Genomic DNA, 19,186 nt, shown 5'->3' on the forward strand with positions numbered 1-19,186 from the left:
GCGGACATTAGCCAGACTCCGCCAGCGACGGGCGGGATGCTGTTCTTATCGAGGCGGTGCCAGCTGGTGAAACTCCACTAAAAAGCCGAAGTCCGCGGTCGTCGGAGCCGCAAAGGAATCGCCTAGCAGTCCCTGATAACGTTTCATCTCTCGGCCATAGCCCCATTCGGAAATTCGGCGAGCTTGGCCGACGTCGGTTACGGCAATGCTGATTCCGTAAATGTGAGGCCCTCTTTCCTTGAGGGCGTCAGCGGCAGGACCTGGGCCTAATGGTTCGAGAGCGAGAATTGTCTCGCCGCCTGAATCGAAACGTAAGCCGCGCAGGCCCTGCTCTGGCAGGCTGACCTCTCCGGTCCGCTTGAAGCCCATGCGAGAAAGCCGGTCGCTTGTGACCTTGGCATTGGCGTCGAGAAGCCAAACTGCCGAGATTCGTTGCGCCGTGTTCGGGTGTCGTCTGAAAACAATCTGGTCAGCTTGATCGACTGGTGCCGATGCTCCCGGCGCATATTTTATGAAAAACAGATCAGCTCCGGCCAACGGCGGTGATTTGAACCCTACCGTCCTCCACATGCTCTCGCGTGGCGGCTGCGGTCCATCGCCATCAGGATCGTAAGTCATCGGCGAGCTTGGGGCGAGGTCCCAGCCCTCTCTCTCAAGTTGGCGCTCCACTCCGTCGACATCGTTCGCTTCCAACGCAAACATGTTTGACATCGCGCCGCGCTCGGTCGCTGCATAATGCTTCCGCACCTCGTCGGTCAGTTGGACTTCGGGACGCGTGAAATACAGCAACTCTAAGTAGGACCTATCGGCAAACGGGATAATCCGGTTGGCGACACCGTCGCCGAAATCACCGCCCGGCCGCACCTGAAAGCCCAGCTTCACTGCCATGACCGACGTGATCTGGTCGATGTTGCGAGACCAGATGAGAACATGGTCGAGTCCGCCCACGGAACCATGGTGTGCGGAGGATGCAGCACTCGTGACCGGAAGGTATAGCATGGCTGTGGCAATCGCCAAGCTAAGTGACTGGATTCTCATGCCGCGATCTCCCCAACTGACTCCGGAGCTTGTTGCACCGGTAATTCCCCGTGGTGCAACCGCAGCTCTTTCCTAGAGCAGGAAGCGCCCGATCAGATGCTACGCGCTCTTTCTGTGCCGCTCAATGTCAGCTTTCCACCCTCATTGCAGACATTTTGACCTAACACTCAACCGCTTTAGACTCGCCCCAACCAATCCAGCAGCAGCGCGTTGACTTCGTTGGGTCGTTCCTGCTGCGTCCAGTGGCCGACGCCGGGCAGGATGTGGCCCTCCACCTTCGGCGCGAACATCCGCATGACCGCGACGGGGTCGGTCACGGCCCCGAACAGGAATGTCGCGGGATCGCGGTCGCCGCCGATGAACAGGCACGGCTGTTCGATGCGCTTGCCCTTCCAGCCCTGCAGCCATTCGTAATCGCGCTCGTGGTTGCGGTAGCGGTTGAGCGGGCCGCGGAAGCCGCTTGCGCTGAACTCGTTGCCGTAGAACGCGATGTCCTCGTCGGTCAGCCACGGCACGGGCTGCGGGTCCGGCAGGCCTTCGAGGAAGGTCGCGCCGAGCGGCTTGTCCCAATAGGCGCCGGGCGGAACGTCGCCGCAGATCGAATACATCATCCGGTGGACGAAGCCCTGCGGGTCGGCCTCCGCCTCCGCCTCGGCGACGCCGGGCTGCTGGAAGTACTCCTGGTAGAAGAACTTGCCCTGGCTCGTGAAGTGCTCGCGGAACACGTCGGTAAACGGGCGGCTGGGCACGCCCGCGAACGGAACCGAGAGGCCCGCCACGGCATGGAACCGGTCGGGATGGGTGAGCGAGGTATTCCACACGATCGGCGCGCCCCAATCGTGGCCCACCAGGATCGCGGGCGCACCGGGCTGCAGCGCGTCGGCCAGCCCGACGAGGTCGCCGGCGATCTTTTCCAGGGTGTAATCGGCCACCTCGGGCGGCTTGTCCGACCCGCCGTAGCCGCGCACGTCGATCGCGCAGGCGGTGAACCCTGCACCGGCCACCGGTCCGATCTGGTGGCGCCACGAATACCAGCTTTCGGGAAACCCGTGGACGAAGACGACCAGCGGGCCGGTACCTTCGATGGCGCAGCGCAGCGTTACCTCGCCAGTGTCGATCAGGCGCATTTCGGGCATGGTCTAACTCCCCAAAGCAAACGGCCGGCCCCTTCGGGACCGGCCGTCTGTGGATTGCTTCACATGCGAAGGGATCAGGCCGTGGCCGGCGAACCCTTCGGCATGTGGTTGTGGTAATCGTGGTCGTCCTCGATCACCGGCAGCGTTTCGAACTGGTGGAACGGCGGCGGGCTCGACAGGCTCCACTCGAGAGTTGTCGCACCCTCGCCCCAGTAGTTCGCCGGAGCTTTCTTGCCCGCGACGAACGCGTAGACGATGTTCGCGAAGAAGAAGATCATCGAACCGGCCATGATGAGGTAGCCGAGCGAGCTGATCTCGTTCCAGTACGCGTAAGCCTCGGCGTAGTCGGGGTAGCGGCGCGGCATGCCCTGCAGACCCAGGAAGTGCTGCGGGAAGAAGATCACGTTCACGCCGATGAAGAAGCCCCAGAAGTGGAGGTGGCTCAGCAGTTCGGAGTGCATCCGCCCGCTCATCTTCGGGAACCAGTAATAGAAGCCCGCGAACATCGAGAACACGGCGCCCATCGACAGCACGTAGTGGAAGTGAGCGACCACGAAGTAGGTGTCGTGCACGACGTCGTCGATGCCGCCGTTGGCCAGATAGACGCCGGTCACGCCGCCCACGGTGAACAGGAAGATCATGCCGAGCGCCCAGACCATCGGGCTCTTGTACTCGATCGATCCGCCCCACATCGTGGCGATCCAGCTGAAGATCTTCACGCCGGTCGGCACCGCGATGACCATCGTGGCCGCGGTGAAATACATCTTCGTATTTACGTCGAGGCCCACGGTGTACATGTGGTGCGCCCAGACGATGAAGCCGACGACGCCGATCGCGACCATCGCATAGGCCATGCCGAGATAACCGAACACCGGCTTGCGGCTGAACGTCGCGATGATCTGGCTGATCATGCCGAAGCCCGGCAGGATCATGATGTACACTTCCGGGTGACCGAAGAACCAGAACAGGTGCTGGTACAGCACGGGGTCGCCGCCGCCGTCGGCGGAGAAGAACGTCGTGCCGAAGTTGCGATCGGTGATCAGCATGGTGATCGCCGCGGCCAGTACGGGCAAAGCCAGCAGCAGCAGGAACGCGGTGACGAGGATCGACCACACGAACAGCGGCATCTTGTGCAGGGTCATGCCCGGCGCGCGCATGTTGAAGATCGTGGTGATGAAGTTCGTGGCGCCAAGGATCGAGCCCGCACCGGCAAGGTGCAGCGCGAAGATCGCGAAGTCGGTGGCCGGGCCCGGCGAACCGCTCGTCGAGAGCGGCGCATAGACGGTCCAGCCCGTGCCCGCGCCCATGCCCGTGGCATCGCCCGGCAGGAACAGCGAGATACACAGCGAGACGAAGCCGGCGACCGTGAGCCAGAACGAGATGTTGTTCATGCGCGGGAACGCCATGTCGGGCGCGCCGATCATCAGCGGCACGAACCAGTTGCCGAAGCCGCCGATCATCGCGGGCATGACCATGAAGAACACCATGATCAGACCGTGCGCGGTGATGAGCACGTTCCACGCGTGGAGGTTGGCCTCGAAGCTTTCGGCGCCGCCCATCATGCTCACCCAGGAACCGAGGACCTGGATGCCCGGCTGCGCCAGCTCGGCGCGCATCACGCCCGAGATCGCACCGCCCACGATACCCGCGATGATCGCGAAGATCAGGTAGAGCGTGCCGATGTCCTTGTGGTTCGTCGACATGAACCAGCGGGCGAAGAACGCCGGCTTGTGATCCGCGTCGTGGTGCGCGTGATCGTCGTGGTGAGCCTGGAAGGTGTTGGCGGTGGTGGCCATGATAAGGTCTCTACGCTTCGAATGTCAGTGATCAGGCGGCGGGAGCGGCGGTGGGAGCAGCACCTTCGGCAGCGGGCTGCTGCGCGGCGCTTTCGGGCTGTTGGACCGGCGCGGCGGCGGGAGCGGCGGCCTCTTCAGGTTCGCCGACGGTACCGCCCTGGGCGCGGACCCACGCCTCGAACTGCGGACGGGGCAGAGCCTCGACCGCGATCGGCATGTAACCGTGTTTCGCGCCGCACAGCTCGGAGCACTGGCCGTAATAGATACCCGGCTCCTTGATCATCAGCCGCTTCTCGTTGAGGCGGCCGGGCACGGCGTCGAGCTTGAACCAGAGGCTCGGCACGGCGAAGGCATGGATCACGTCGGCGGCGGTGGTCTGGAGGCGGATCCATTCGCCCGCGGGAACGACCATGCGGTTGTCGACTTCGAGCTGCGCGGGGAAGCCCTTCGAGCGCGCCTCGTCCTCGGGCATCATGTTCGAGATCACCTCGAACCCGCCGTTGTCGGGATAGGTGTACCCCCAGTACCACTGATAGCCGGTCACCTTGACCGTGACGGCATCCTCGGGCGCGGACTTGTACTGCGCCGACAGCAGGCTGATCGATGGGATAGCGATGCCGACCAGGATAAGCACCGGTAGCAGAGTCCACACCACTTCAATCAGCGTGTTGTGCGTCGTGCGCGAAGGCACCGGATTGGCGCTGCGGCGGAAGCGCCACATGGTGAAGAGCATCAGACCGAGCACGAAGATGCAGATGATCGCCATGATCCAGACCAGCGCGGTGTGGAACGGCTTGGCCTGCTCGCCGATCGGCGAATACTGCTTCTGCACGTCGATGCCGCCGGGCGTCGGCTGGCCCTTGATCCACTCGGGCCCGAGCGGCGTGTAGGCCGAGGAGCCTTCCGCCACGTCGGTCGTCGAGGCATCGGCCTTGTCGTCGACGGCACCGATGGCGGCTGCGCCGGTCTCGGCAGCGGCCGGGGCCGCTTCGGTCGCCGCAGCGCGTTCGACGGCCGGTGCGGCTTCTTGCGCCAGTGCACCTTGCGGCGCGAGGGCGAGGAGCAGCGCGGCCCCGATCGGAGCGAAAATGCGGGCGGTCGATTTGCCGAGGTTCATCGGTGCGAAGCTTTCCGTCTTAGCCTGTTTTCATGTGCCCGGTTTTCCGCCCTCAAGGCAGGCCGGATAGTCCCCCGGACGGGGCTTTGGGCGGGCCTATACGCGCGCTTGCCCCATGCCTCAAGCGCTTCTAGGGAGATTTTTGCCCGCATTTCCCCACCCCAGACAGAGCCTGCGCGAACCGCCGATGACCGACGAAGAAGTCCTGCACGAATTCCGTAGCTGCGAAGCCCTGCTCGAAGGGCATTTCAAGCTGTCGAGCGGTCGGCACAGCGCGCACTATCTTCAATGCGCCCGCGTGCTGATGAACCCCGACCGTGCCGGTCGGCTGGCCCGCGCCCTCGCCCAGAAACTGCCGCGCGACCTGCGCGCCGCGATCGACGTGGTCGTCAGCCCGGCAATGGGCGGCCTGATCATCGGGCACGAGATGGGCCGCGCGCTGGGCAAGGATGCGCTGTTCCTCGAACGCCCGAACGGCACCTTCGAACTCCGCCGCGGTTTTCGTCTGGAGCCGGGCGCCAAAGTGCTGATGGTCGAGGATGTCGTCACCACGGGCCTGTCCAGCCGCGAGGCGATCGCGGCGGTGGCCCGCGAAGGGGGCGAGGTGATCGCAGAAGCCGCGCTGGTCGATCGCTCGCATGGATCGGCCGATCTCGGCGTGCCGTTCTATCCGCTGATCGACATCAACTTTCCCAGCTATGCCGAAGACGAAGTTCCGCCCGAACTCGCCGCTATCCCCGTGACCAAGCCGGGGAGCCGCAAGTAGGATGAACGCCAGCCTGCGCCCCAATCCGCTGCGGTTGGGCGTCAATATCGATCACGTCGCCACCATTCGCAACGCGCGCGGCGGGGATCATCCCGATCCGGTTCGCGCGGCCGAGATCGTGGCGCGCTGCGGCGGCGACGGGATCACCGCGCACCTGCGCGAGGATCGCCGGCATATCCGCGACGACGATCTCGCGCGCATCCAGGCTGCGACCGACCTGCCGCTGAATCTGGAAATGGCGGCGACGGACGAGATGCTCGCGATCGCGCTGCGCCACAAACCGCACGCCGCGTGCATCGTGCCCGAGCGGCGAGAGGAGCGCACGACAGAGGGTGGCCTCGACGCAGCGGGCCAGCACAACCGCCTCACCCCGATCGTCAACCGACTGGCGGATGCCGGCATTCGCGTGAGCCTGTTCATCGCTCCCGAAGAGCGCCAGATCGAAGCCGCGCTACTGCTCGGCGCGCCGGTGGTCGAACTGCACACCGGCGAATATGCCCACGCGACGGGCGAACAAGTGGCGATCGAACTGCGGCGGCTGGCCGACATGGCCGCTCTCGCCGCCAAGAACGGCATCGAGCCGCACGCCGGCCACGGCCTGACTTACGACAACGTTCAGCCGATCGCCGCCATCCCCCACCTCGCCGAGCTGAACATCGGCCATTATCTGGTGGGTGAGGCGGTGTTCGTCGGGCTGGAAGCGGCCGTGCGGCAGATGCGCGACCTGATGGACGAAGCACGGTGATCATCGGTCTTGGCTCCGACCTCACCAACATGGATCGCATCGCAGCCTCGCTCGAGCGGTGGGGCGAGAAGTTCGAGGCGCGATGCTTTACCGATGTCGAGCGCGCCAAGGCCGCCAAGCGCCCTTTCACCCGTGTGGGCACGTTCGCCAAGCGCTGGGCGGCGAAGGAGGCCTATGCGAAGGCCGTCGGCACCGGCTTTCGTCGCGGGGTGTTCCACAAGGACATCGGCGTTGTGAACGCGCCATCGGGCGCGCCGACCCTTGCGCTGTCCGGAGGGGCCGCCAACCGGCTTGCCGAATTGACACCGGACGGCCATGAGGTCCGCATTCATCTGACCCTAACCGACGACCATCCATGGGCGCAGGCCTTCGTCGTGATCGAGGCCGTTCCCCGATGACCAGCTTGAGCAAATCCTTGAACACATCCGAAAAGAAGCGCGAGAAGATCGACTGGCTGGCCGAGATGCGCGGCCTTGCGCTGATGCTGCTTGCGGTGCTGGCGTTCCACAGCCTCGTCGCCAAGCCGTTCTATATCCCGTCGACCTCGATGGTCCCCAACCTGCTCGTCGGCGACCGGCTGGTCGTGTCCAAGTATCCTTATGGCTGGAGCTGGGTCTCCGCCTCCTTCCACGTCCTGCCGCGCAGCGACACGCGCATCTGGGCTTCGACGCCCGAATACGGCGACGTCGTGATCGCCGTGCCGCCCACCCGGGACGAGGATTACATCAAGCGGGTGGTCGCCCTGCCCGGAGACACGATCGCAGTGGTCAACGGCCAGATCGTGCTCAACGGCAAGCCGGTCCCGCAGAAGGTGGAGCCCGACATCCGCCTGCCGGTCGATTCGCAGGTGTGCAACGGCACGCCATGCCTCGATTATTTCGAAGGGTTCCGGGTGCGTTCGCCTGACGGCAAGGACTATTACGAGGTACCTACCCGGCGCGAAACCCTGCCGAACGGCGCGACCTACCGGATCGTCGATCACCGCCAACAGCCACTCGACGACATGGCCGAGGTGCGCGTGCCCGAAGGCCACGTGTTCCTGATGGGCGACAACCGCGATCATTCCGCCGACAGCCGCGCTCAGACCTGGGAAAGCGGCCTGGGCGGCCCGGTTCCGCTGGCGAATGTCGGCGGACGCGCGGAATTCATCACGTTCTCGCTCGACGGAACGACCACGCTCAACCCGGTATCGTGGTGGACTTCGCTCCGCGACGGTCGCGCCTGGTCGACACTGCGTCCGGCGATCGTACAGGGGGCCGCATCCAATGACTGACCACCGCGAAGATACGGACGGAGTCGACAAGGAGGTCGGCGCGAGTCCCACGCGCATCTCCAATCCCGCGCTGCGGCATGAGGCGAACCGTGCGGTCATCTGGGCGGCGGTCATCGGCCTTGCCGTACTCGCGGTCTATCTGGCGCACACTCTACTGGTCATCTTCGGCGCGCTCGTGTTCGCGGCGATGCTCGACGGCGGGGCGCGCCTGCTCGGCCGCGCCGTGCCGATCGGACGGGGCTGGCGTGTCGCGATCGTCCTGTTGCTCGCAACGGCGTTCGCGGTGTGGATGTTCTATTTCGCCGGATCCCAGATCGCGAGCGAGGCCGCCGAATTCCCGGCCCTGATCACCGAACAGCTGGGCCGCCTGACCGCATATTTACGCGACATGGGTTTCGCCATCAGCCAGGATGACATCCAGGGCATGGCGGGCAGCCTTATGAGCGGCGTGGGAACGGTGACCCGCGCGATCGGCGGCGCGGTCGGCGCGCTGACGACGCTGCTGCTGATCGTCATCATCGGCATCTACCTCGCCGTCGACCCGCGTCCGTACGAGCGCGGCCTGTCGTGGATGGTACCGGAGAACAAGCGCGCCGAACTCAATGAGACGCTCGACCATATGGCCTACAGCATGCGGCGCCTGCTCGCCGGGCGCCTGGTCGGCATGGTGGCCGAGGGGCTGTTCACCTATATCGCGCTGACCCTCGTTGGAGTGCCAATGGCGGCGCTTCTCGCGCTGATCACCGGCATTCTGGCGTTCATCCCCAACATCGGGGCGATCGTCTCGGGCATCCTGATGGTGCTGGTCGGTTTTTCGGGCGGCACCGAGATGGGCCTGTGGACCATCGCGATCTATCTCGCGGTGCAGAATTTCGACGGGTACATCCTGGTGCCCATGATCGCCAAAAAGACGGTCGATCTCGCACCCGCCCTCGTGCTCGGTTTCCAGCTCGTCATGGGCGTGCTGTTCGGCGTCCTCGGCCTGACCTTCGCCGACCCGATGCTCGCAATGATCAAGGTGGCACTCGAACGGCGGTCGCATCGTCTTGACGAAGGCGAAGACCAGTCGGTGGCGGACGGCGACGCATCCGCGCCTTCGACAATGCCTGCGTAATGGCCCGCAAGTTTCTCTATTTCATCGCGTTTCTGATCGTCCTGGTAATCGCGGGGGCGTTCGTCCTTAACATCTGGTCGAAGGAGCTGACGCGGCTCGCCTTCGTGCCTTCGGGCCGGTTCGTCGAGCAGTCGCCGCTGGCGAGCAACGCCTACCAGGATCCGGCCATGTGGCTTTCGCGCCCGGGCATGGGCGTTTCGGACCCAGCGCGCTGGCAGCCGGCATTCGAGGAAGCGGAGACCGATCAGTCCACCGCCACGCCCGCACCGGCGGACGAGGCCAAACCGCGCGATTTTGCAGTCTTCTTCGTCCACCCGACCAGCTTTCTGGACCGCGACCGCTGGAACGCCTCGCTCGACGATGCCGAAGCGAACCGCGTCGCCAACGTCTACGTCAAGGGCATGGCGAGCCCGTTCAACCAGGCGAGCGAGATCTGGGCTCCGCGCTATCGCCAGGCGACATTCGGCGCTTTCCTGACCGACAGCGCCGAGGCGACGAAGGCGATCGATGCCGCCTACCGGGACGTGCGCGACGCGTTCCGCGTATTCCTCGCCAGCGTCGATCCCGACGATCCGATCGTGCTGGCCGGCCATAGCCAGGGCTCGCTCCATCTCCTGCGCCTCATTCGCGAGGAGGTGAACGGCAAGCCGCTCGCGGGCCGGGTGGCGGCGGTGTACGCGGTCGGCTGGCCGATCTCGCTCGAGAACGACTTGCCCTCCCTCGGCCTTCCGCCCTGCGCGAGTGCGGACCAGGCGGGCTGCATGATGAGCTGGTCGAGCTATGCCGAACCCGCCGATCCCGAACCGCTACTCGAGACCTATCGCGAATCGATCGGCTTCGACGGGCAGCCACGCGGCGACAGTGCCATCCTGTGCACCAATCCCCTGACCGGCGCGGTCCGGGACGAGGGCACCGCGGACCTCAACCTTGGCACACTGGTGCCGCACGAGGGGCTGGAGAACGGCACGCTGGTGCGCGGCCTTGTCCCTGCGCGGTGCGACGAGCGCGGGCTGCTGCTGATCGGGGACCCGCCCGAGATGGGCAACGCGGTGCTGCCGGGCAACAACTATCACGTCTACGACATCCCGCTGTTCTGGTCGAACCTGCGGGCTGATGTGGGACGCCGGGTGTCCGCGTGGACGATGCCTCGCTGAATGCCGGCCCGCTAAATGCTGGCCCGCCCATCACCGACAGCGCACGGGATTTCGCTGCCGCTCTGCCCGAGGGTGGCGCGCTGCTCGCCCTCGATCTCGGTACGAAAACCATCGGCATCGCGCTGTGCGACGCCGGTTGGCGCTTTGCGACGGCGGGCAAGACTTTGGAGCGCGGGAAGTTCGGGCGAGACCGGGACACGCTTGCCGCGATCTGCCGCGAACGATCGGTCAGGGGTGTGGTCATCGGCCTGCCGCGCAACATGGACGGCAGCGAGGGTTCGCGCGCGCAGGCGAGCCGCGCCTATGCCCGCAACCTCTCGGCCGCGCTCGACCTGCCGATCCTGCTGTGGGACGAACGCTGGTCGACCGTGAGCGCGGAACGATCGCTGATCGAACAGGACATGAGCCGCGGCAAACGCAAGGAGCGGATCGACTCCCATGCGGCCGCGGTGATCCTGCAGGCAGCGATCGACGCCCTGGCGGGAGCCTCGATCTAGTCGAGCGAGCGCTGGCCCACGATGCTGAGGCCGTATCCTTCGAGCGCGACGAGCGAATGCTCGGTATTGGTCAGCAGGACCATGTCGTGCACGCCCAGTTCTGCGAGGATCTGTGCACCACCGCCGTAGTCGCGCTGCTCACTCGACGGTTGCACGGCTTCCGACCGCTCACCCAACTCGCCGAGCCGGATCGAGGAACTGACATAGTCCTGCATCGGGCGGTTGATGAGCACGATCACCCCCGCCCCTTCTTCGCCGATGATCTCCATCGCCCGCTCGACCATGCGCGAACGCTTGTTTTCTTCGCCGAAAACGTCGGGGAACAGCGACAGGCTGTGCATCCGCACCAGCGTCGGGCGGTCGGGGCGCACCGCGCCCTTCACCAGCGCCAGCGTTTCCTCGCCGGTCGCCTTGTTGAAGAACGCCACCGCCTGCCACTCGCCGCCCCAGCGACTGGTGAACCGCCGCTCCGCGCGCCGCTCGATCAGATGGTCGTGCTTGCGGCGATAGGCGATGAGATCGCGGATGGTCCCGATCTTGAGATCGTGCAGCCTCGCGAACCGAACGAGGTCGTCGAGGCGGGCCATCGTGCCATCCTCGTTCATGATCTCGCAGATCACCCCCGATGGGTTGAGCCCCGCCAGTCGCGATATGTCGACCGCAGCCTCGGTATGCCCGGCCCGCACCAGCACCCCGCCATCACGCGCGACCAGCGGGAAGACGTGCCCGGGCGTCACGATATCGTCGCGCGTCTTGGTCCCATCGATCGCGACCGACACGGTACGCGCCCGGTCGGCGGCAGAGATGCCGGTCGAAACCCCCTCGCGCGCCTCGATCGAGGTGGTGAAAGCCGTTTCGTGCCGCGTGCGGTTGTTCCGGCTCATCAGGTCGAGGCCGAGCTGCTCGACCCGCTGCCGGGTCAGCGTCAGGCAGATGAGGCCCCGGCCGTGCATCGCCATGAAGTTGATCGCGTTGGGCGTGGCCATCTGCGCGGGAATAATCAGATCGCCCTCGTTCTCACGGTCCTCGTCGTCCACCAGGATGAACATGCGCCCGTTGCGCGCTTCGTCGATGATTTCTTCCGCCGAGACGATGACCGGACGCTCGTCGTTGGCAGAGAGGAATCCGTCAAGCTTGCCCAAGGTGTCCGCTGTCGGGTTCCAGCCCGGCTCCAGGCAATCGCGCAGCGAATTGGCGTGTAGGCCGGCGGCGCGGGCCAAAGCGGTGCGGCTCATGCGGTTGTCGGCAACCAGGTTGCGGACCCGCTCGATGATCTGATTCGTCATGCGACTCGCCCTATCACATCGCAATGTGATGGCCACAGTGAAATGTGATCAGTCGGTGTGGCGGACGGGAAGGCCTGCCGCTGCTCGCACGATGCCGTCGTTATCGTGGACGAAGCGGCCCGCCGCCTTGCGCATCGCGAGCGCCAAAGCGGCTTTGGCGACCACGTCCGCCCGGATCGAGCGGAATGCCCCGTATTTGCCTTGCATCGCAAGGTCGGCAAGCGGGCTGAGCAGGATACCGATGCGTTCGGCCACCCGCAGTTCCCCGCGGCGCTGCCCCTTGAGCAATCCCGGTCGCAAAACGTCCAGCCGTTTGAACCGCATCTTGCCCAGTTCCCGCTCGACCTCACCCTTGGTCCGCAGATAGCGGTTCTTCGAAAGCGCATCCGATCCGGCCGAACCGATCGCGACGAAGCGCTCCACCCCTTGCGCCTTCGCGGCGCGCGCCGTGTCGAGAACGAGATCGTGATCCACGGCCCGAAATGCTTCCTCGTCGCGACCCGACTTCTTCCACGTCGTGCCCAGCGCGCAGATCACGGCCGTGGGTCTGATGGCTTCGAACACCTCGCCCCACTTTGCAGGGTCGGCCACGAACATCTCCATGCGCGCGCCTGCGGGCAATGGCGCTTCGCGGCGGGCGATCGCTACCAGACGAATATCTTCGCGCCCGACCGAAAGATGCATCACTTCGCCGCCGATCAGCCCGGTCGAACCGACCAGCGCGACACGCAGGGGTTCAGACATTGCGAAGTCCTTCGGGCGCGCGGCCGAATATCCGGGCGCATTCGCGGATCGCGAAGCGATCGGTCATGCCGGCGATGAAATCGGCCAGATGCCGGCTGCGCTCGGGCTCCTCTTCGGGAAGTGCCGCACGCCATTCGTCCGGCAGCGCACCCGGATCCTGGTCGTATGCCGCGAACAGGCGCGAAACGACGTCGCGCGCGTGCGAAGCCGCGGTGAGCTGTTCGGGATGATAATACAGCCGCTCGTACATGAACCCCTTCAGCGCCCGTTCTTCCTCGGCCATCGCAGGAGAGAATCCGGCGAGGGGCGCAGGATGGGCGCGAATGTCCGCGACGCTGCGCAGGCCTTGCGCGTTCGCGCGGGTCGTCTCGATCACGTCGTTGACCATCAGTCCGATCCGGCTGCGGACGAGTTCGCGCAAGCGCTGGTCGTTCGAGGCGCCAGGGTAGCGTGCCTCGATCGCACGATACTGCGCTGCGATCGGCGGCAGTTCGAGCAGGTCCTCCAGAACCAGGAAGCCCGCCCGCAGCCCATCGTCGATGTCGTGATTGTCGTAGGCGATGTCGTCGGCGATTGCCGCGACCTGCGCCTCGAGACTGGGCCAGGCGCCCAGATCGAGCGGAAACGCCTCGTCCAGTTCGCCAAGCGCCCAGTTCGGCGTCGCGACCGGTCCGTTGTGCTTCGCAAGCCCCTCGAGCAGTTCCCACGAAAGGTTCAGACCCGGGTGATCGCAGTAGGGGCTTTCGAGCCGCATTAGCACCCGCAGGGTGTGCGCATTGTGGTCGAAGCCGCCGCGAATCGCCATCGCTTCGCGCAGCGCCTCTTCGCCGGCGTGCCCGAACGGCGGATGACCGATATCATGTGCCAGGCAAAGCGCCTCGGTCAGATCCTCGTCCAGGCCGAGCGCGCGCGCGATCACCCGGCCGATCTGCGCCACCTCGATGCTGTGGGTCAGGCGGGTGCGATAGTGATCGCCGTCGGGGGCGATGAAGACCTGGGTCTTCGCCTTCAGCCGGCGAAAGGCGATCGAATGGACGATGCGGTCCCGATCCCGCTGAAACTCGCTACGCGGACCGCGCGCGCCCTCGCGGTCTTCCGCGAATTCGCGGCCCCGACTGGCGGCAGGATCGGCGGCGTAGGGAGCAAGCGTCATCGGTCAGCCGCGGTTAGGCGGCGCGGTGCACGCGGGCAACGGGAACAGGAGCGGAACACCGCGCTTCCGCCCGATAAAACGGTCCGCGCATCGTTTCGACGCGCGGCCCGCTCTGAGTGCCTTAGCTAATATGGGAGCGTTCAGCGAACCCCGATCGGATCAGGGCTGGAGTCCCTATCTCCGCTGATCGTCCCGCCGATCTTGGGCGCTCCGAGCAACAGGATGCCCGCTAGGTGCGGCGCCGCCATCGAAGTCCCGCTGAGCGAGGCGTAGCCACCGTCCTTGTACGTCGACGGGATGCCGACGCCCGGCTCCGCCCATTCGACGCCGAGGCCGTAATTGGAGAAGCTGGCAAGGGCGTTGGTCTGCGTGCTGGCCGACACAGCATAAACCCTGTCGGTCTTGCTGACCCCGCCGGCACGAGCCGGCGAATGGTTGGCGGCGTTATCGCTTTCGTTGCCGGCCGCGAGGACCATCGCCAGCTTGGCGCCGGCGGCGATTACCGCATCGTCGAGCGCTTGCGAGACCGGTCCGCCGAGGCTCATGTTGGCAACATCGCCCGCACCCGCATTGGATGCGACATATTCGACGCCCGCAATCACGCCTGAGTACGAGCCCGAACCGCGGCGATCGAGCACACGCACCGCGACGACCGAGGCACCTGCGGCCACGCCCACGACCCCGACCGAATTGTTCTTTGCAGCAACGGTTCCGGCAACGTGCGTGCCATGACCGCTTTCGTCCTTCCAGCCGCTGCGCGATCCGGTGAAGTCCTTGCTGCGCGCCGTATCGACGTTCAGATCAGGATGGCTACCGTCGATCCCGCTATCGATGATCCATGCCCTCTTGCCTGTGCCGTCTGCAAACCCGCCGACGCGCGTGATGCCCCAAGGTGTCGTCTGGGCGGGCTGGGTTCCCCCGCCGCCCGGACGCGCTTCGGCCCGGATCGGTCCGAGCGTGACCACCTGGTCTTGCTCGCAATAGGCAATCGACGGGTTTGCACGGCGCATGGCGGTGACTGCCTGCTCGCTCATATTGGCGGAAAAGCCGCGGATCGTGTTGCGGTAGATATGCTTCACCGCCCCGCCCTGCGCCTTGGCGGCGGCATTGGCTCGGCCCGGAACATCGTTCTTTGCGACTCGGTCGTTCTTGAAGACGCAGATATAGGAATTCGCGATTTTCTCGGCATGGGCCGGCGTGGCGGCAATCCCCATCGCCAGTGCGGCAATACCCACGGCCGCAAGGCGGCCGGCAACCCGGTTGTGCATTGTAGTCCCTCCCTCAAAAGGAAACGGGAGAATGCCTCAATTGCGACCGATTGGACTAGGAAAAGTACGTTACCCGGCAGGTAACTCCACAGTTCGGCGCAGCGCCGTAACTATTGGTCCGAAATGAGCCATTCGACCGCTGCCCGGCAATGGGCGCGGGTCGAATCGAAGATCGGCAAGACGTTGGCATCTACATCGACGATCATCGACAACTCGGTGCAGGCAAGCACGATCGCCTCGGCCCCGGCGCGCTCCTTCAGCGTGATCCAGGTCTTCATGGTGCGCTCCGCCTCACGGGTCGCCTTTCCACGCATCAATTCGTCGTAGATGATCCGGTCGATGACCTCGACCTGCTCCATGTCGGGCGGAACGAGATCGACCCCATAGCTCACCAGCCTGCGGCGGTAGAAGCTCTCGGTCATGACGTTGCGGGTTCCGACCAGTGCGGCGCTCTTGATGCCCGCCGCCTGCATCTCGCGCCCTACGCAATCGGCGATGTGCAGCACCGGAACCCCCGCGGCATCGGCCACCCGGTCATAGACCTTGTGCATCGAGTTGGCGCAGATGACCAATGCGCCCGCGCCGGCATCGACGAGCCGCCGGGCGCTTTCGGACAGGACGTCGGCGGCGTGATCCCAACCGGAATCGTCTTCGATCGCGCGTAGGGCCGAGAAGTCGAGGCTTTCGATCAGGAGCGGCGCGCTGGCTTCAGGCGCAACCTTGCGCTGCACCGCGCGGTTGATCAGCTCGTAGTAATCGCGGGTCGAGGCCCAGCTCATTCCCCCGATCATCCCCAACTTGCGCAACTGGTAGTCTCCCTCCGACGAACCTAAGCTGGAGGGCTAGCGTGTCAGGTGGCGTCGCGTCCAGCGACTGGGAGTGCGGGATCGGGGGAAAGACCCGATAGCCATGCGCGCAAGTCCGCCAGGCTACGCTCGGGCGATTCCTCCATGGGTAGGTGACCGATGCCCGGATAGCTCACCAGCTTCGCGGCAGGCAGGTGGTCCATATACCAGCCTGCGGCCGAGAACGGGATGAGCGAGTCCTCCTCTCCCCACATCACCAGCGTCAGCACGTCTATCGCCGCGACCTGTTGCGGCGAGAACATCTGTCCCACGCCGAAGCGGTCGAGCGTCGCCGTGCGGTTCCCGGGATAGCGCGCCAGTTCCCAGTACCGATCGACGACCGCGGGGGTGACCACCTCCTCGCGCGCAACGCTCTGAGTCAGACTTTTTTCAATGATCGAGCGGGGCATGATCTCGAAGGCGAGCCGATTGACGCCCGGAATTCGCGCGAGCGTGAAGGCGAGGTTGCCGCCGCCCTCGCGCTTGACCGGCGCGCCGCCGGCATCGACGAGCGCAAGGCCGATCAACCGCTCCGGGTGATCCATCGCATAGCGGGCGGCGATCGCCCCGCCCATCGAGTTGCCCGCGAGGACAAAGCGGTCGAGGCCAAGCACATCGGCGACCGCGCCGATATCCTCGGCGAAACGCTCGGTCCGGTAGTCACGGTCGGGCGCCGCCCCCGTCAGGCCATGTCCGCGCTGGTCGTAGCGGATCACACGGTAATCCGCCTTCAGTCCATCGACCCAGGCCTGCCAGGTGTGCAGGTCCGCGTTCGATCCGTGCAGCAGTATAATGGCCGGTGCATCGCGCGGTCCTTCGTCTCGGAGGTGAATCGTGCGACCGTCCGGCAATTTCACGAATTGCGATGGCGGCGCGCCGTACTTGGCGCGCATTTCCGCCGCGTCGGTATCCGGCGTGCGCGCCACGAGAAACGCAACCACGAGTAGCGCCACAAGGATGCCGACGATCCTAAGCAGACGCTTCACAGACCGGCGATCCAGCGTTCGACCGCTTCGACGCCCTCCCGGTCGACGGTGGACTTGCCAAGCTCCGGCATCGCGACCCCGCCCTCGAGGCTTTTCATACGATAGGTCATGATAGATTCCCCGGGTTTGCCGGGCACGACGTCGAAGAGGTGCGCTCCCGCCCCGCGACCCGCGGCGACGGGTCGCTTCATCACACCCAGCGCCTTGGGATCGCCCTGCTCCCACCGCAGATCCAGTCCGGAGTTCGAAGCGGTCGCGCCGGGCCGGTGGCAGTGGGCGCAATTCACATCGAGGTAGGCGCGGGCGACTGCCTCCACAGGAGCCGCATTGCGCGCCTCCCACACAGGTAGGCTCATGGACACGTCGGGCACCTTGTCGAGATGGCCTGCGTCGGCGAAATCCGCGAGCCATGAGCGCGACAGATTGCGCGCCTTCGGCCCGATCGGCACCACCGCGCCATTGAGGCCGTGACATTCCTTGCACTGGTTCTTGTTGGGCACACGGTAATCGATCGCTTCGCCCGCAGGCGTAATCGCGGCCACGCGTGCCCCTGCCAGCGCCAGCGTTGCCTCGGTCTGCTCGGCGTTCCATAGGTAGGGCAGTGCGACCCAGCCCTCGGCGCGGTGAAGCAGCAACCGGGTTTCGATCAGGCGGCGCTTGCCACCCTCGGTGAACGCAAACGTCTTGATCAGGGCGGACCCCACCGGCAGGTCGAGCAGACCCTCTCCGCCTGCCTTGGCTTGCTGGCCGGGAGGCACATAGACGAAGCGCAGTTTCTCAGCCCCGTCGGAATAGAGCGGAGTGTTCAACCGATAAGGCACGACCCCCCGCACCGGCACTTGCCCCGACCCATCGGCGAAGAAGCCGAAAGCCGATAGATTGCGCGGCATCCCGTCAGCCACGACGGTCGCCGCGTCGACGGTCGCGGTCGGTTGCGCACGCACCGCAAGCGCACCGGCGAATGCCAGCGCACCCGCAAGCAGGATGGCGACCGGGCGGATCATTTCAGACGCGCGTCAAGCTCCGGCGAGGATCCGACTGCGCCGCGATCGACCGCGTCGACGTAGGCGGCGAACGTGGCCGGCGCAGGCGTCGCGTCGTCGGGACCCTGCCCCTGCGCGGTTAATGCGAGGGTCCACCCGGTCATCGAAGGATGGACCGTGATCGCACCTTCGCCCAGCCCGTCCCACATGACCGGCGGCAGAGCGCCGCCGAATGCCGCGACGAGCTGGTCCCCGCCGCCGATCTGCGGCTCGGTTCCGTTGCCGCTCACCCGGTTGGGACCGATGGCCACCTTGCGCGGATAGGGGTTGTAGCGCGCGTCTTCGAACGCGAGCGGATAGGCGACCACCATCACGCCCGAGGTGGGATTACCCATGATCGTGTTCTGCTCGACGGTCACCGCGTCGTTGGCCATGACCATGATGCCGGTGCCGCGGCGTACACCCGCCACGATATTGCCCGGGGGCGCGAAGTTGGGCGTATCGTTGTCCACGACCAGGTTGTCGCGGACGAGCACGTTGCCCCCGCCCATCACCGGCAGGCTCGGCAGGTCGAACACAAGGATTCCGCCGGTGTTGCGGGTCACCAGGTTCGCCTCGACCAGCGCATCGCGGCTGTTCTCGATCTCGATCCCGGCGACGTTCGCCTGGGCGACCGAATTGCGGACGGTGATCTTGCGGCTCTGCCCCACATAGATGCCCGCGTCGGAGGCTCCCGACACCTGCACCCCGTCGATCAGCACGTTGGTGCTTTCGACCGGGTAGATCCCGTATGCGCCGTTGGTGGCGAGCGGCCCGCCCGTCCACGTCACACGCACGCGGTGATAGACGATATCGTCCGCGCCCTTGGACTTGATCCCGTCGCCCTTGGGATTCTCGATCGCGAAGTCGCGCAGCGTCACGCCGTCGCTGGTCACGAGGAGGCCCTCGCCCGAGCCTGCCTGGCCGGTGAAGTCCAGGATCGTGGCATCCATCCCCGCCCCGCGCACTGTGACCCGGTCCACATCGAGGCTGAGACCGTCACCTATCGCGAAACGACCGGCACCCAGCACGACCTCGTCACCCGGTTGGGCGAGGATCAGGGCCTCCTGCAGCCGGGTCTGGGCACCGTCGCCGGCGGCGACCTCGTGCGTGGCGGCGGCAAGGGGTGAAGCGGCGCCGGCGAGAGCCAGCGCTGCAAGACAGGTCATCCTCATGCGAGAAACCTGCTGCTGACAGGACTGTAAGTCAATCCGCGCCATGATACTTGCGCGACTCGATTTCACGG

19 protein-coding genes are annotated in these 19,186 nt (G+C 65.5%); 7 read left to right on the forward strand and 12 right to left on the reverse strand.

The genetic code is table 11. The features are described from left to right. Positions 1 to 45 precede the first annotated feature (45 nt). From AR323_RS09625 to coxB, 4 genes are all read right to left on the reverse strand, one after another. Positions 46 to 999, reverse strand: a complete 954-nt coding sequence (locus AR323_RS09625; protein WP_057882603.1) for a VOC family protein — start codon at positions 997 to 999, stop codon at positions 46 to 48. Positions 1,000 to 1,214: 215 nt separating this feature from the next. Then, the gene (locus tag AR323_RS09630; protein WP_057883780.1) at positions 1,215 to 2,174 is read right to left on the reverse strand and encodes an alpha/beta fold hydrolase; all 960 of its coding nucleotides are present in this window, start codon (positions 2,172 to 2,174) and stop codon (positions 1,215 to 1,217) included. Between the two features lie 74 nt (positions 2,175 to 2,248). After that, positions 2,249 to 3,970, reverse strand: a complete 1,722-nt coding sequence (gene ctaD / locus AR323_RS09635) for a cytochrome c oxidase subunit I (protein ID WP_057883781.1) — start codon at positions 3,968 to 3,970, stop codon at positions 2,249 to 2,251. 31 nt (positions 3,971 to 4,001) lie between these two features. Further along, on the reverse strand, positions 4,002 to 5,087 hold the full coding sequence (gene coxB / locus AR323_RS09640) for a cytochrome c oxidase subunit II (protein ID WP_057883782.1): 1,086 nt from the start codon (positions 5,085 to 5,087) through the stop codon (positions 4,002 to 4,004). A gap of 187 nt (positions 5,088 to 5,274) precedes the next feature. Between coxB and pyrE the strand changes: the two genes are divergently transcribed. Genes pyrE through ruvX form a run of 7 tightly spaced genes read left to right on the forward strand, consistent with a single transcriptional unit; the run spans position 5,275 to position 10,636 of the window. Next, positions 5,275 to 5,853, forward strand: a complete 579-nt coding sequence (pyrE, locus tag AR323_RS09645; RefSeq protein ID WP_057883783.1) for an orotate phosphoribosyltransferase — start codon at positions 5,275 to 5,277, stop codon at positions 5,851 to 5,853. Between the two features lies 1 nt (position 5,854). Further along, positions 5,855 to 6,598, forward strand: coding sequence for a pyridoxine 5'-phosphate synthase (locus tag AR323_RS09650; RefSeq protein ID WP_057883784.1), 744 nt, complete (start codon positions 5,855 to 5,857; stop codon positions 6,596 to 6,598). Continuing rightward, complete coding sequence (acpS, locus tag AR323_RS09655) at positions 6,595 to 6,996, forward strand: holo-ACP synthase (RefSeq protein WP_057883785.1); 402 nt, start codon at positions 6,595 to 6,597, stop codon at positions 6,994 to 6,996. The genes AR323_RS09650 and acpS overlap by 4 nt, the downstream gene beginning before the upstream one ends. After that, a complete protein-coding gene (gene lepB / locus AR323_RS09660; protein ID WP_083495353.1) occupies positions 6,993 to 7,871 on the forward strand; it encodes a signal peptidase I in 879 nt (292 codons plus the stop codon). Before acpS ends, lepB begins: the two co-directional genes overlap by 4 nt. After that, entirely contained in the window at positions 7,864 to 8,985 is a 1,122-nt protein-coding gene (locus tag AR323_RS09665) for an AI-2E family transporter (RefSeq protein WP_057883787.1), read from the forward strand. The genes lepB and AR323_RS09665 overlap by 8 nt, the downstream gene beginning before the upstream one ends. Next, positions 8,985 to 10,139: a DUF3089 domain-containing protein gene (locus AR323_RS09670; protein ID WP_057883788.1), complete on the forward strand. Its 1,155-nt coding sequence runs from the start codon at positions 8,985 to 8,987 to the stop codon at positions 10,137 to 10,139. The genes AR323_RS09665 and AR323_RS09670 overlap by 1 nt, the downstream gene beginning before the upstream one ends. Continuing rightward, entirely contained in the window at positions 10,121 to 10,636 is a 516-nt protein-coding gene (ruvX, locus tag AR323_RS09675) for a Holliday junction resolvase RuvX (protein WP_407701075.1), read from the forward strand. The genes AR323_RS09670 and ruvX overlap by 19 nt, the downstream gene beginning before the upstream one ends. Here the strand turns inward: ruvX and ribB are convergent. From ribB to AR323_RS09715, 8 genes are all read right to left on the reverse strand, one after another. After that, complete coding sequence (gene ribB, locus AR323_RS09680; protein ID WP_057883789.1) at positions 10,633 to 11,922, reverse strand: 3,4-dihydroxy-2-butanone-4-phosphate synthase; 1,290 nt, start codon at positions 11,920 to 11,922, stop codon at positions 10,633 to 10,635. The two genes, ruvX and ribB, sit on opposite strands and share 4 nt — an antisense overlap. Before the next feature lie 48 nt (positions 11,923 to 11,970). Then, positions 11,971 to 12,666, reverse strand: a complete 696-nt coding sequence (locus AR323_RS09685; RefSeq protein ID WP_057883790.1) for an NAD(P)H-binding protein — start codon at positions 12,664 to 12,666, stop codon at positions 11,971 to 11,973. After that, a complete protein-coding gene (locus AR323_RS09690; protein WP_057883791.1) occupies positions 12,659 to 13,819 on the reverse strand; it encodes a deoxyguanosinetriphosphate triphosphohydrolase in 1,161 nt (386 codons plus the stop codon). The genes AR323_RS09685 and AR323_RS09690 overlap by 8 nt, the downstream gene beginning before the upstream one ends. 140 nt (positions 13,820 to 13,959) lie before the next feature. Further along, complete coding sequence (locus tag AR323_RS09695) at positions 13,960 to 15,087, reverse strand: S8 family serine peptidase (RefSeq protein WP_083495354.1); 1,128 nt, start codon at positions 15,085 to 15,087, stop codon at positions 13,960 to 13,962. A 110-nt stretch (positions 15,088 to 15,197) separates the two neighbouring features. Beyond that, a complete protein-coding gene (locus AR323_RS09700) occupies positions 15,198 to 15,893 on the reverse strand; it encodes an aspartate/glutamate racemase family protein (protein ID WP_057883792.1) in 696 nt (231 codons plus the stop codon). Positions 15,894 to 15,937: 44 nt separating this feature from the next. Beyond that, positions 15,938 to 16,918 carry an alpha/beta fold hydrolase gene (locus tag AR323_RS09705; protein ID WP_057883793.1) on the reverse strand — a complete coding sequence of 327 codons (981 nt, stop codon included), beginning with the start codon at positions 16,916 to 16,918 and terminating at the stop codon, positions 15,938 to 15,940. Beyond that, positions 16,915 to 17,922, reverse strand: a complete 1,008-nt coding sequence (locus AR323_RS09710; protein WP_057883794.1) for an SO2930 family diheme c-type cytochrome — start codon at positions 17,920 to 17,922, stop codon at positions 16,915 to 16,917. Before AR323_RS09710 ends, AR323_RS09705 begins: the two co-directional genes overlap by 4 nt. Then, complete coding sequence (locus tag AR323_RS09715; protein ID WP_057883795.1) at positions 17,919 to 19,115, reverse strand: parallel beta-helix domain-containing protein; 1,197 nt, start codon at positions 19,113 to 19,115, stop codon at positions 17,919 to 17,921. Before AR323_RS09715 ends, AR323_RS09710 begins: the two co-directional genes overlap by 4 nt. Positions 19,116 to 19,186: the final 71 nt, after the last annotated feature.

The organism is Tsuneonella troitsensis (genome assembly GCF_001441535.1).
GTDB lineage: Bacteria > Pseudomonadota > Alphaproteobacteria > Sphingomonadales > Sphingomonadaceae > Tsuneonella > Tsuneonella troitsensis.